This is a genomic window from Gluconobacter vitians (assembly GCF_015244565.1).
Taxonomy (GTDB): Bacteria; Pseudomonadota; Alphaproteobacteria; order Acetobacterales; family Acetobacteraceae; genus Gluconobacter; species Gluconobacter vitians.
In genome coordinates this window covers 281,154-293,697 of the sequence record NZ_JABCQG010000001.1, presented here as the reverse complement: position 1 = coordinate 293,697, position 12,544 = coordinate 281,154, and the positions used below count along the sequence as shown (strand labels likewise).

Below are 12,544 nucleotides of genomic sequence, written 5' to 3'. Positions count from 1 at the left end.
CGGAAGTAGCCGGTCCTGTATTAATGATCCATCAGGGGTGTGGTCTATATCCAAACGAACAGAAAATCACTTTTCCGCGTAAGGATTTTTCGTTCCACGCAGCTGCAGACGCACCGGAACGCCCGGCATATGGAATGTTTCGCGCAGTCCGTTAACCAGATAGCGCTTGTAGGAATCGGGTAACTGTTCTGCCCGCGTGCCAAACAGCAGGAATGTCGGAGGGCGGGCCTTCACCTGCGTCATGTAACGCAGCTTGAGACGGCGTCCGTCCACGAGCGGCGGCTGATGACGCTCAAGAGCATCCTCGAACCAGCGGTTCAGTTCGCCCGTGGAGACGCGCGAGTTCCAGATCTCATAGACGTTGCGCACGGCAGGCAGCAGACGGTGCACGCCCGCGCCCGTCAGTGCCGAGAATGTCACGACCGGAATACCACGAACCTGTGCCAGCGAGATTTCCAGACGGTCCAAAATCGCCTTCTTGGTCGCGTTCCGGTCCTCGACAGCATCCCACTTGTTCAGCGCGATGACGCAGGCCCGTCCCTCACGCTCGATCAGGCGGCCGATCTGGAGATCCTGCTCATGCACGCCAAGCGTCGCATCAATCACCAACACGACCACTTCCGCCATTTTCAGGGCTTCGATGGAGGCCGAGACCGACATTTTCTCCAGATGCTGCTCGACGCGGGCGCGCTTGCGCATCCCGGCCGTATCAACCAGCTGGATGGGGCCCTGCTCGTCATGCAGTTCGACGGTGATGGAATCGCGCGTCAGGCCCGCTTCAGGCCCCGTAATCATCCGCTCTTCGCCCAACAGACAGTTCAGCAGCGTGGACTTGCCCGCATTCGGACGACCAATGATCGCCAGACGCAGCGGACCGGCAGGACGCTCGTCCTCCCCGTCTTCACCTTCAGCTTTCGGGGCCTCACGACGGCGGGTTTTTTCCGCAGGCGGCAGACGCTCGGCAATCTCACCCATGAGATCGGCAATGCCTTCGCCATGCTCGGCGGACAGTGCCAGAGGCGTGCCCAATCCCAGCGAATAGGCTTCAAGAGCCGCATTCGTCCCGGCCTGCCCTTCCGCCTTGTTCGCGATCAGCAGAACCGGCCGGTTCTGACGGCGCAGCCAGCTCGCAAAATGCGCATCCGCAGGCGTGATGCCCGAACGTGCGTCGATGCAGAACAGCACCAGATCCGCCATGGCAACAGCGGATTCGGAAGAGGCCCGCATCCGCCCGTACAGCGTATCCGGCGCCGCTTCCTCCAGCCCGGCCGTATCGATCAGCCGGACACGGCGGCCGCGCAGAAGGGCCTCGCCCTCCTTGCGATCGCGCGTGACACCCGGCATGTCGGAGACGATCGCCTGACGGCGGCCGACAAGCCGGTTGAACAGAGTGGATTTCCCGACATTCGGGCGCCCGGCGATAACAACAACGGGCAGGTTTTCAGAGGTCATTCGTTCAGCCATAGGCCCGCAGAACGGCGTCTTGGGACAGGGTCAGCACATGACCGTCACAGACGATCGGCTGAACCTGACACGGGGCGGTGGTCTTGCGGGTCAGTTCAAGTTTCCCGGTCACGGCATTCAGGACAGCCATGCCTTCTTTCGGAAAGGTGGAGAAGCAGATCAGCTTGCCGTTCACCAGAAGCGGGCCCACCCAGGCAATCGCGTCCTTTTCCGCATCCTCACGAATGAAGCGACGCAGCTGGGTGATCCAGCGCACATGCCCGGACAGACGATCCAGACAGGCGATCTGCTGATCCGTGGACAGGACATACATCCAGTCGCCACAGATCGCCATAGGACTCTGCCCGCTGACCTCACGTTCCCACAGACGACGGCCTGACCGCATGTCGATCGCCACCAGCACGCGGGACATGGACACGGCATAGGCCGTCCCATCCATGATGACCGGTGCGCCCCGAATGCAGGAGAAATCGAGCATGGCGCCCATGCCGTTGGAGCCGCCGAGACTGTCACTCCAGACCACCTCGCCCGAGGCCGCACGCAGGGCCACCAGATCGCCACTGCCGAAGCCGGCAAGCACGACACCATCCACGAAGGCCGGTGCAGACTGACCGAAGATAACCGTATCGGAGGCCGTGGCCTGATACGTCCAGACCTGGTGGCCCGTATTGGCGTTCAGCGCGATCAGACGCTCGTCAATCGTGCCGAAGATCATCAGACCTTCCGCGATCGTCGGCGCGGAACGACCCGGCGTTCCGGTGCTGATGCGCCATTTCACCTTGCCGGTCAGGGCCTCAACGGCCAGGGCCTGTGCCACACCATCCACGATGTAGAGCGTGTCCCCATCGAGGGCGAGGCCACCACCGATATTGGTCGAGCGGCTTTTGGACGTGGCGGGCTGACGGGTCCAGACATGACGCCGCTCCGGCCATGTCCAGGCCTTCACCACACCCTGTGCGTCAGTCGTGAAAATATGACCGTTTCCGATGACCGGTGGCGACTGGATCGCACCACGGTTGGTCGGCATGATGGCAATCATCGACAGGAAGCTGGACGGATCAGTCTGCGCGCCGACTGAATGGCTCCAGGCCAGATCCGGACCATTCCACGCCGCATTCACGGCAACATGGGACGGACGTCCGCCTTCCTGCAGCCATTCGCGGACCGGTTGGACAGGGCCCAGCGTGATCGGCGTGTGATCGTCATGATCAACCGTCAGCCCTGCGCCCGTAGAGAGGACATTCACGCGATGCCCGGCCAGAGGCGGCTTCTTGTCGTCTTCGAACAGGCTGCACCCGCCCAGAACGGCCAAGGCGCTCCCCGAGCAGGCCGTCCGCAGAAGACCACGGCGGCCCATGGGGCGGTTCATGGAAAGGGAAGAGCGGGAAAGAACAGGACGGCGCATCAACCGGCGTCTCCAAATGTCTCGAGCAGGGCCTGTGCACGTGCACGCACCCCTTCGGTCGCGTTTTCACTGCCAACGATCTGCGTCAGGATGCGCCGGGCTTCCTTCTGCTGATCGGCTGTCGCACCGGAACGCAGATCCAGCGCAACAAGCCCTTCCTGAGCCAGTGATGCCCAGGCACCCCCGCTCTGCGCCAGAGCTTCATATCCCGGACGCAGCGTCTTCGGATCGGCGCTCGCGGTCCGGGCATTCAGGCTCATATAGCGCGCCATGTCCCGCAGGGCCGGTTCGGCAGACCCATCGTCTGCCACACTCTGCCACGTCTTCAGCGCCGCGTCCGTCTGACCGGCCTGGCTCTGCAGATCAGCCAGACGCAGCGCTGCATAAGAGCGCACGCCCACAGGACCATGGTCCGCCAGATCCTGGAAGGTCGCAGTGGCCTTCTGGGTGGCTGCGGCGTCATGCTTGGGGTCCGTCAAGGCCGTCGTGGCGGTAAAATACCGCGCCGATGCCGCCTGCTGTGCTGCATGGCGGGCGTGGCTGTTCCAGCCCCACACGCCACCCCCGATGGCTCCAATCACGGCCACGACACCCACCACGGCGCCAATGCGCCGTGCCATGGCCCGCAACCGCTGCGCCTGCATTTCTTCGTTCACCTGCGTGATGAAATCGTCTGCCACCTGGTCCCCTGCTGGATCGGTCTTCAAACTGTTTTGCCTGACCATACAGGTGCCGAACCGTCGCGGCAAACGCTTCACACGATCATTGAAGCGCCAAAGCGGACCGGAACTGTGAAAAACAGTACAGCCACAGAAAAACCGGCCGACATTCAGACTTCCTTAACGGCTCGGGAAGCATTCTGAACGCCATGAAAAAGCCCGTCCCGCTCCTGCTGCTTCCCCTGGTGTTCTGCGCGCTTGAAGGCTGTGCGCCGGACCGCATCGCGTCCGCCGTCACGGGCAAGGACTGCAACACGGCCTATCTGTACGATGATGAAAGTTTCTGCGCCCGGCCGGTCGGGCCACCCCCACCCCAGCCATATTGCACGACAAGTTTCGAGGGCACGACCTGCTGGGCGCGGCCCGATCTCATGCCCAACGTCGCCCGCCAGACCTATGGTGGCCCGACAACCCTGACCCCAGCCCAGAATCAGGAGCGCATGGGCCAGTAAAGATCACAGGCCGTACCTTCAGGATACAGCCTGTAAGCGCCGATCGCTCAGTGATGGCCGAGCTTGCGTCCCGCAGCCGCCAGATTGGCAGACAGCGTCTGGAATGATGCCGCAATGTGGGACTGAACAGCCGCGCTTCCCGCATGAACGTGGGAAATCCGCGCACTCGCCTCCTGGCTGATGGCCGTTTCTTCCCGGTTGGCCTGAGCCGCGACGCAGGCATTGTAAACGCGGGCTGCCTTTTCATAAGCCGTCACGCGATCCACGCTCTCGTTATACTGCGCGACCGTCGCGGCCTTCACCGCAGGCGCCTGCGGCTCGGCGCCACATTTTGAAGCGGTCCATGCCGCCTCGGCTGCACTGGCCGACCCGGCCCCGGCGATCCCTGCAAACACCAGACCAAACAGCGCCGCCTTACGGATGGCGACAACGCAACGTCTCATACAGCTCCCTTTCCTGTTCGAAGCGTTGCGCGCCCTACGCCCAGATCAAGGCGCAAATTTGGCAGGCTGCCCAGTCGGGCCACCGGAGACCTCATTGTCCTGCATCACGACCGTTCCACGAACGATCGTTGCCATCGGCCAGCCTGTCACGCGCGTTCTGTCAAAAGGCGTCCAGCCCGCCGGCGTGACGATCCAGTCATTGGTGATCTCACGCTCGGCCTTCATGTCCACGAGCGTGAAATCTGCATCGAATCCGACTGCCATGCGCCCCTTGGTCTGCAATCCGTAAACCCGTGCCGGCCCTGCCGCCATCAGATCCACCAGACGCGCCAGCGACAGACGTCCCGCATTCACATGATCGAGCATGACCGGCACGATCGTCTGCGTCCCCGTCAGACCGGCAGGGCATTTCGGCCAGGGAAGCCGCTTGGCCTCAAGCGGATGCGGCGCATGATCGGACGAAACCACGTCCACACGACCATCCCGCACGGCCTGCCAGCTTGCTTCCCAGTGCGACCGGTCCCGCAATGGCGGGTTCATGACGGCCAGACCACCGAGCTTTTCGTAACATTCCGGCGCCACCTGCGTGAGATGGTTCACCAGAACCTCGACAGTGGAAATATCGCGGTAATCCGCCAGATAATCCAGTTCTTCCGCCGTCGAGACATGCAGGATATGCGCGGGACGGTTGGTCTTGCGCGCCAGCGCCATGATACGGCGCGTGCCGAGGAACGCACATTCCACATCGCGCCAGACGCTATGCGTTTCGTAAGGCTGGCCTTCATGGAACATCGGCTTGCGGGCCTGAAGGCGATATTCATCCTCCGAATGATAGGCCACGCGGCGATGCCCGGAACGCATGACCGCTTCGAGCCCCGCATCGTCCTCGATCATCAGATTGCCCGTGGACGATCCGGCAAACACCTTCACCGCACACACACCCGGCTGCTGCTCCAGCATTGCCAGATCCGGCGTGTTCTCCCGCGTCGCGCCGACATAGATGCCGACATCCACATGCGCCGTCTTGCGGATATGATCACGCTTCCAGTCGATCATCGTCACATCCGTCACACTCGGGAACGTGTTGGGCATGTCGAAAACCGTCGCAATACCGCCCAGCGCCGCAGCCCGCGTGCCGGTCTCGAGCGTCTCGACCTCGGGCTTGCCCGGATCACGCAGATGAACATGCGCGTCGATCAGCCCGGGCAGAACATGCAGACCGCGTGCATCGATCACCCGGTCCGCTTCATCCGCCGATCCGACAGACAGCGACGCCACCTTCCCGTTGCGCACGCCGATATCCGCTTCGGCCTCGCCCCATGGAAAAACGCAGATTCCGCCGCGGATGATCAGATCGTAATGCATGTTCCGTCCTTGCAAATCAGTAAGACACTCATGAAGTGCGCGAGAGAGTTTCGAACGTATCCCCGTCCACGGGAACCCCTTCGATATGATGACGATGCCACAGCGCGAAAAACAGCAGTGTCCAGGCCTGTCGCGCCACACCGCGCTGGCTGGCCCGCGCAAAAAGACGCTCCACATCCGGTCCCGGCATCATGGCCCGGATGCAGGCCTGACGTGCGACCAGTGGTCCCAGACGGTGCGCCTGCTTCTCGATCCACGGGCCGACCGGCACGGTAAAGCCCTGCTTCGGCGCAAACGGACGCGCCTGCGGCAGCGCATCCTGAAGCCAGCGCCGCAGCAGCCATTTGCCATAACCATCCCGCACCTTGAAGTGCTCCGGCAACGGCCAGATCGCCTTGGCCACCACCGGATCGAGCAGGGGCGTACGTCCCTCGACCGAATGAGCCATCAGGCACCGGTCAAGCTTGAGCAGCAGATCGTTGGGCAGCCATTCCGCAATATCCAGCGCCTGAGCGCCTTCCAGCCCCGAGACCCCGAGAGCCAGTTCCGTCATGGCAATCCCGCGCCGCCACTGCCGCCCGTGCTCTGCAAAACGCTTGCCGAATGTCCCGGACCGATACGGCGCACGACCGCCCTTCCACCAGGGCTTCATGACGCGCCGATAGCGGCCATAGCCCGCAAAAAGCTCGTCCCCGCCCTCACCGCTGAGAATAACGGTGACATCCTTCCGCGCCTCACGCGCCAGAAACCATGTCGGGATGACGGCATAATCGGCGGCAGGATCATCCATGCACATCACGATGGATGGCAGATCGCGCCAGACCATCTCTTCCGTCACCGTCAGGACATGATGCGCGGCTCCGACAGACGCCGCCAAGGCCGCAGCATCAGCAGATTCATCCGCAGCCCCTGCGTCAAAACGCGCCGTCCAGGTCCGCGGATGCGGCAGCCCCAGACGATGCGCCGCCGCCAGAATAACCGAACTGTCGATCCCGCCGGACAGGAACAGCCCCAGCGGCACATCCGCCCGCAGATGCGCCGACACACTGTCGAGCAGCGCCGTATCCAGCCGTGCCAGCGCCTGCTCATCGCTCAGACGGGCCGGAACCGTATCCCGCGCTTCATGCAGAACATGCCGCCGGCGCGATTCCACGATTCGCCCATCCACGATCCGGAGCGTCTCACCAGGCAGAAGCCGACGGATGCCGTCGAAAATGATGTCCTGCCCCGTCGTGAACTGAAGCTGCATCAACTCATCGCGCGCGCCATCCCGGATGCTGCGCTTGCCAAAGCCCCCCGCCAACAGCGCCTGCGGCTCGGACGCAAACGCGATGCCGCCCTCATACGCCGCGATATAGAGCGGCTTGATGCCGAACGGATCACGCGACAGCACCATCTCATGCCGCCCATGCTCGTTCTCGACGATCGCAATGGCATACATGCCCCGCAGTTCATGCGTGTAACCCGCCCCATCATGCAGCCACAGATGCAGAGGCGGTTCGCAGTCGCTATGGGTCTGAAAACAGGTTTTGGGAAAGCGCCTGCGAATGGCCGGATCGTTATAGATTTCCCCGTTCGCAATCAGAGCCGCCGCGCCAAGCCTGAAGGGCTGCGCACCACCCGCGATATCAACGATGGACAGCCGACGGTGACGCAACGCCGCACCGCCCAGGTCCAGCCGCCCTTCCCCATCCGGCCCACGGTGGAAAATGGCCTGCGACATGCGCTCCAGCGCGTCCTGATCCGGATGATGCCCCGGCAGACAGGAAAGACCCGCAATTCCACACATCAGGCGCGCACTCCGTCCAGAAAAGCCGACCATCGTGCCATGACAACATCCTGGGCAAATTCCCGCTCGAACCGCGCCCGCCCGTTCACGGAAAGGTTTTGCGCCATAGTCTCATCGTCCAGAACGCTTCCGATCTGCGCCGCAAGATCGCGCTCATTCTCGACCTCGGCCAGCAGACCGTCCTGCGTCCTTTGGAGAATTTCCTGCGGCCCCTGAATATTGCTCGCCACAACCGGCACCCCGGCCGACAGCGCTTCGATCACGACATTACCCAGCGGCTCGATCCGCGACGGGCAGACCAGAACATCACATGCCCGCAGCCAGGGCCCACTCTGCGCGATCCAGCCGGGAAGATGCACCCGATCCGCAACATTTTCCGCCTTCGCCAGCGCCTCAAGCGCAGGACGCTCCGGCCCCTCGCCTGCAATCACCAGATGCACACCCGGCAGATGCTTCATCGCCCGGATCAGCACATCGAAGGCTTTGTTTTCATGCAGCCGCCCCAACGCCAGGGCAAATGGCACGTCCGGCGGCAGGAACGCGGGCCGCTGCGGGGTTACGGACGAAAAATCCGTCGCGAAATTGGGCAGGTGATGCACACGATCGGTGGCCCAGCCCTGCGCCCGCATCCACTCCGCCAGACCGCGCGTATTGCCGATCAAATGGTCACAGCGGCGATAATTCGACAGATCGTAATATCCCCCCAGACGCCCGGCGATCTGCCACGGCCCTGACGGCACCAGCCGCGCCGCCCGACTCATCCACGCAACGACAACATCCGGCCTGAACGCTTTGAGACTGCGCCGCAGCCCCGGTGTGGTCCGCAGATCCAGCAGCCCGCCAAAGCGGAAGGACTGGGTCTCAACGCCCGCTTCCTCAAGCCGTGCAACCCGGCCTTCATCCTGCCGGATCAGCGCCTGAACGGGGCGACCGTCGCGCATCTGGGCCATTGTCAGACGCTCGAAGAAAAGCTCCGCGCCGCCCCTGGGAGCCCCAGCCATCACATGGGCCACACGACCCCGGTATCCATTGGACGATGCAGACTTCATCTTTCTTCTATCGGCCATGACCGACAGGGCATCAAGTCAGTCCGAACGCCTGTCCGGAACACATACGTCTTTTTCACGCAGGATTTCTTTCGCGGCCTTCAGCACAGCCGCAACACCCAGCCTTTCGATGGGCGCATGGCCCTCCGGACCCGGCGCCTCCACGAACCGGGCAAGCCGCCCGGCCGGCGCGTATTCCGAGGCCCGCGACGGCCCGAACAGCCCAAGCGTCGGCGTCCCCGCGGCAGCGGCGAGATGCATCAGTCCGGAATCATTGCCTACGAACAGAGCGCAGCGCTGAAGTAGCGCAGCCACCTCGCCCAGCGATTTGTCTCCGCCAAGGTCCAGAGCATCCGGCAGCGTCTTCAACACCTGCTCTGCCCGCGCGCGCTCCCCCTCACCGGGACCATAAAACACAACGGGACGCAGATTTTCCGCCTTCAACGCCTGTGCGAGTTCCACAAACCGCTCGGACGGCCAGATTTTCCCCTCCCAGTTCGCCGTCGGTCCCAGCGCCAGCCACTGTCCCTTGGGCAAGGCCGTAACAGCCTCCACCCGCTGCTTTTCCGAAATCCAGACACGCGGCATGGGCGTTCTGCGATATCCGAGCGCTTCTCCAAGCTGCTCAATCCGCCGACCCGGACGGCGCCCGCCGCGCACAATGATCCGACGACGCGCCCGCAGCGTCAGCCCGATCAGCGAGCCTCGCAGATCCACGACCATGAACCAGCGCGTCCGGCAGCAGGCGCGCCACAGATCAATCCAGTGCCGGTCATGCCGGCGCTTTTCCATGGTGATGATGCGCTCGCAACGCGGATCAGCCTCGAAAAGCCCCGCCGCCACGGGTCCACAGACCACCGTGAACATCGCCGCCGGATAACGCTTCTGCAACGCATCCAGCACACCCGTTGAAATAACCGCATCGCCCAGACGGTTGGACGTGATGAACAGGATCCGCATCATTCGCGAAGCCAGACCGCATCCTTGATGGTGCTGACGAACGCCTCATGCGCCTGAAGCTCTTCCGCTGTCGGAGGTGCCATCTTCCGCGGCTTGCGGTTGGCGAGCGCATTGATCCCGTCCGTCATGCTGCGGCTGCGGGACGGCCCCGCCAGACCCAGTCCGCGCTGACGGCCGCCCATCAGTTCGACATAGACTTCGGCCAGAAGCTTGCAGTCCAGCAGCGCGTTATGGGTGCCACGCTGCGACAGGTCGATGCCAAAACGTCGGCACAGCGCATCGAGACTGGCGGGCAGACCGGGATATTTCTTCCGCGCCATTTCCACCGTATCAATGGCCCGGCTGGCGTAATCGAGCGGCTCGCGACCGCACGCCTTCAGCTCCGCATTGACAAACTTGAAATCGAAGCGGGCATTATGCGCGATCATCGGACTGTTCCCGATGAACTCCAGAAACCCGTCCGCCACCTCGGAAAATATCGGCTTTCCTTCCAGATCCTCGATCCGGAACCCATGCACCTTGGTCGCCTCGGCCGGAATGTCGCGCTCGGGGTGGATCAGAACGTGATAGGCCTCACCCGTCGGCAGATCGTCGATCAGTTCGAGCGCCGCGATCTCGATGATGCGGTCGCCCATATCCGGGTCAAAACCCGTGGTTTCCGTATCGAACAGGATGGATCGTTTCATGACGCCTCACGAAGCCGGTGCAACAGGGCATGGACTTGCCTGACGGCCTGCCCACGCGACAGGCCGGTTCGTATCACGATGTCGGCCCGGCGTCTGCGCTCATGGTCGCTCATCTGGCGCGCCAGCAATCCTTTGGCATCCGCCACGCTCATGCATCCCCCACTGCGACCGCGCTGCCGGATCCGGGACAGGCGCGTCCCCATCGGAGCTTCAGCGACCACCACCACATCGCAGCGCCGGTCCTCGCCAATTTCCATCAACAGCGGAATATCCAGCACGCAGAACGGTTCATGTCGCGCCCGGCACTGCTTCAGAAACCGCTCGCGTTCGGCCCGGACCAGCGGATGCATGATGGCTTCCAGCCGCTTCAACGCCTCGGGGCGCCCCCTCACAGCCTCACGCAGCGCCGCACGATCCAGACAATCATCAACGACGGTTCCGGGAAATGCCTGCCCGATCAGCGGCAGAGCTTTCCCCCCTTCGCCCTGAAGCGCCCGAACACACGCATCCGCATCGAAAACCGGCACGCCCTCCCTGCGGAAAAGCGTGGCGACCGTGCTTTTCCCGGCCGCCATGCCCCCGGTCAGACCAATAATCTTCATGCGTCAGTGCGCAAGCTCGCTGCCAGCAGATCGAATGTCGTCCGGTCGGCCTGCGGATCAACGCCGAACCATGCCCGAAACCCGGCCCGCGCCTGATGAACCAGCATCCCCAGACCATCCACGGTTCGCAGCCCGCGCGCCTGAGCCGCCAGCAGAAGCGGCGTCTCGCGCGGCGTATAGACAATATCCGTCACGCACAGCCCCGGCGCGGCCTCACGAAGCGCCGCATCCCAGTCCAAGCCAGCCTTACCGCCCATGCCCATCGACGTGGCATTCACCAGAAGCGAACAGCCCGACAGCAGCGACGGCCATTCGTACCAGGCCACAGCCTCACCGCCCCCAAGGGCCTCGACCAGGGCCTCAGCCCGCTCCAGCGTCCGGTTCGCAATCACGACCTCGCAGCCCCGATCGAGAAGTGCCGCCGCCACGGCCCGCGCAGCACCACCCGCACCCAGAACCATAGCCCGACCGGCAATCGCCACGTCATGCGCGCTCAGATTATCGCAGAACCCCGTCCCATCCGTGCAGTCACCGATGATCCGTCCAGCTACGAAACAGATCGTGTTCACCGCTCCCGCCCGCTTGGCCGTCGGTGTGAGTTCATCACAGGCCAGCATCGCCGCTTCCTTGTGCGGGATGGTGACATTCACGCCCTGAAACCCGGCTGCTGCCAGTCCGCGCAGCGCCTGATCGAAGCCTTCCGGGCGCGTCGGTAACGGCACATAAGCGCCGTTCACGCCATTCACCCGGCACCAGTGATTATGCATCAGCGGAGAGCGCGAATGCTCCACCGGCCATCCCATGACGCCTGCGAGTTTCGTATGCCCGTCAATCATGCGCCCGCTCCTTCCGTCAGCCTCGCCCAGACTTTCGGCAGGAGCGTAGCCAGACGCTCGGCCCAGTCCCGCTGCCCGGCCTTTTCGACAATCAGATCCTGCCGGATCTCGATTTCCAGATACGGCAACCCTGCCGCCTCGGCGTGGCGCGGCACCGTATAGTCGGACGTATCCGTCAGAACGTAGGGCTCATTGTCCCCGACACACAGGCTCGTATCCTCACGCAGCAGATCCAGCGCAATGGCTGCCATGCGGCTGTCCTGATTATGCAAAATCCCGATCTGCCAGGGACGGTCCTGCCCGTTCATCTGCGGCGTAAAGCTGTGCAGGGCAATCAGCGCGGTCGGGCGCGGTCCGCGCTCCACCAGAACTTCGGCGATCGTATCATGATAGGGATGCAGGATTTCCTGCTCCCGCCGGGCCCGGCACGTGGCCTGCGCTGCCTGATTGGCCGGCACAGGCGTTCCGTCGCTCATAAGCGGCATGGACGTCGGATGGCCCGGCGCGCGATTGCAATCGATCACAAGCCTAGAATAGACCTGCTCGATCAGCGCCGAACCCAGCCTCTCATGCAGGATGCGTCCCACGCCCACGATGCCGATATCCCAGGCGATATGCCGCTCCCAGTCCTCGGACTGCACCCCCATGTCTCCCAGCGCATCCGGAACTGCCCGCCCCGCATGGTCGCTTACGAACACAAACGGGGACGGCGTCTTTTCAGGAAAAAGAAGGAAGGGCGCCGGATCATGGGCGCCAAGAAGGGGAGCAGACATCAGG

Annotated in this window: 13 protein-coding genes; 1 reads left to right on the top strand and 12 read right to left on the bottom strand. The window is 63.3% G+C overall.

All coding sequences use genetic code 11. The annotated features are described in order from the left end of the window. Positions 1 to 66: 66 nt before the first annotated feature. The 3 genes from der to HKD24_RS01430 are packed head-to-tail and all read right to left on the bottom strand — an operon-like array spanning position 67 to position 3,549. Positions 67 to 1,452, bottom strand: coding sequence for a ribosome biogenesis GTPase Der (der, locus tag HKD24_RS01440; protein WP_194258671.1), 1,386 nt, complete (start codon positions 1,450 to 1,452; stop codon positions 67 to 69). Positions 1,453 to 1,456: 4 nt separating this feature from the next. After that, positions 1,457 to 2,869, bottom strand: a complete 1,413-nt coding sequence (locus HKD24_RS01435) for a PQQ-binding-like beta-propeller repeat protein (protein WP_194258670.1) — start codon at positions 2,867 to 2,869, stop codon at positions 1,457 to 1,459. Beyond that, positions 2,869 to 3,549 carry a tetratricopeptide repeat protein gene (locus tag HKD24_RS01430; protein WP_322783262.1) on the bottom strand — a complete coding sequence of 227 codons (681 nt, stop codon included), beginning with the start codon at positions 3,547 to 3,549 and terminating at the stop codon, positions 2,869 to 2,871. Before HKD24_RS01430 ends, HKD24_RS01435 begins: the two co-directional genes overlap by 1 nt. A 188-nt stretch (positions 3,550 to 3,737) precedes the next feature. Between HKD24_RS01430 and HKD24_RS01425 the strand changes: the two genes are divergently transcribed. Then, a complete protein-coding gene (locus tag HKD24_RS01425) occupies positions 3,738 to 4,040 on the top strand; it encodes a hypothetical protein (protein ID WP_194258668.1) in 303 nt (100 codons plus the stop codon). 47 nt (positions 4,041 to 4,087) lie between these two features. Here the strand turns inward: HKD24_RS01425 and HKD24_RS01420 are convergent, their stop codons facing one another. From HKD24_RS01420 to HKD24_RS01380, 9 genes are read right to left on the bottom strand one after another with little or no spacing between them, the layout of a single operon-like run. Then, complete coding sequence (locus tag HKD24_RS01420) at positions 4,088 to 4,483, bottom strand: hypothetical protein (RefSeq protein ID WP_062509312.1); 396 nt, start codon at positions 4,481 to 4,483, stop codon at positions 4,088 to 4,090. A gap of 45 nt (positions 4,484 to 4,528) precedes the next feature. Next, positions 4,529 to 5,848 (bottom strand): dihydroorotase, encoded by a 1,320-nt coding sequence (locus tag HKD24_RS01415; protein ID WP_194258667.1) that lies wholly within the window; start codon positions 5,846 to 5,848, stop codon positions 4,529 to 4,531. A 28-nt stretch (positions 5,849 to 5,876) separates the two neighbouring features. Beyond that, on the bottom strand, positions 5,877 to 7,637 hold the full coding sequence (gene asnB / locus HKD24_RS01410) for an asparagine synthase (glutamine-hydrolyzing) (RefSeq protein WP_194258731.1): 1,761 nt from the start codon (positions 7,635 to 7,637) through the stop codon (positions 5,877 to 5,879). Next, positions 7,637 to 8,686, bottom strand: a complete 1,050-nt coding sequence (locus tag HKD24_RS01405) for a glycosyltransferase (RefSeq protein ID WP_194258666.1) — start codon at positions 8,684 to 8,686, stop codon at positions 7,637 to 7,639. The genes asnB and HKD24_RS01405 overlap by 1 nt, the downstream gene beginning before the upstream one ends. Positions 8,687 to 8,722: 36 nt before the next feature. Beyond that, positions 8,723 to 9,643 (bottom strand): glycosyltransferase family 9 protein, encoded by a 921-nt coding sequence (locus tag HKD24_RS01400; protein WP_194258730.1) that lies wholly within the window; start codon positions 9,641 to 9,643, stop codon positions 8,723 to 8,725. Further along, on the bottom strand, positions 9,643 to 10,329 hold the full coding sequence (dnaQ, locus tag HKD24_RS01395) for a DNA polymerase III subunit epsilon (protein WP_194258665.1): 687 nt from the start codon (positions 10,327 to 10,329) through the stop codon (positions 9,643 to 9,645). Before dnaQ ends, HKD24_RS01400 begins: the two co-directional genes overlap by 1 nt. Continuing rightward, positions 10,326 to 10,931, bottom strand: coding sequence for a dephospho-CoA kinase (coaE, locus tag HKD24_RS01390; RefSeq protein ID WP_194258664.1), 606 nt, complete (start codon positions 10,929 to 10,931; stop codon positions 10,326 to 10,328). Before coaE ends, dnaQ begins: the two co-directional genes overlap by 4 nt. Then, positions 10,928 to 11,767, bottom strand: coding sequence for a shikimate dehydrogenase (locus tag HKD24_RS01385; protein WP_194258663.1), 840 nt, complete (start codon positions 11,765 to 11,767; stop codon positions 10,928 to 10,930). The genes coaE and HKD24_RS01385 overlap by 4 nt, the downstream gene beginning before the upstream one ends. Beyond that, on the bottom strand, positions 11,764 to 12,540 hold the full coding sequence (locus tag HKD24_RS01380; protein ID WP_194258662.1) for an N-formylglutamate amidohydrolase: 777 nt from the start codon (positions 12,538 to 12,540) through the stop codon (positions 11,764 to 11,766). Before HKD24_RS01380 ends, HKD24_RS01385 begins: the two co-directional genes overlap by 4 nt. Positions 12,541 to 12,544: the final 4 nt, after the last annotated feature.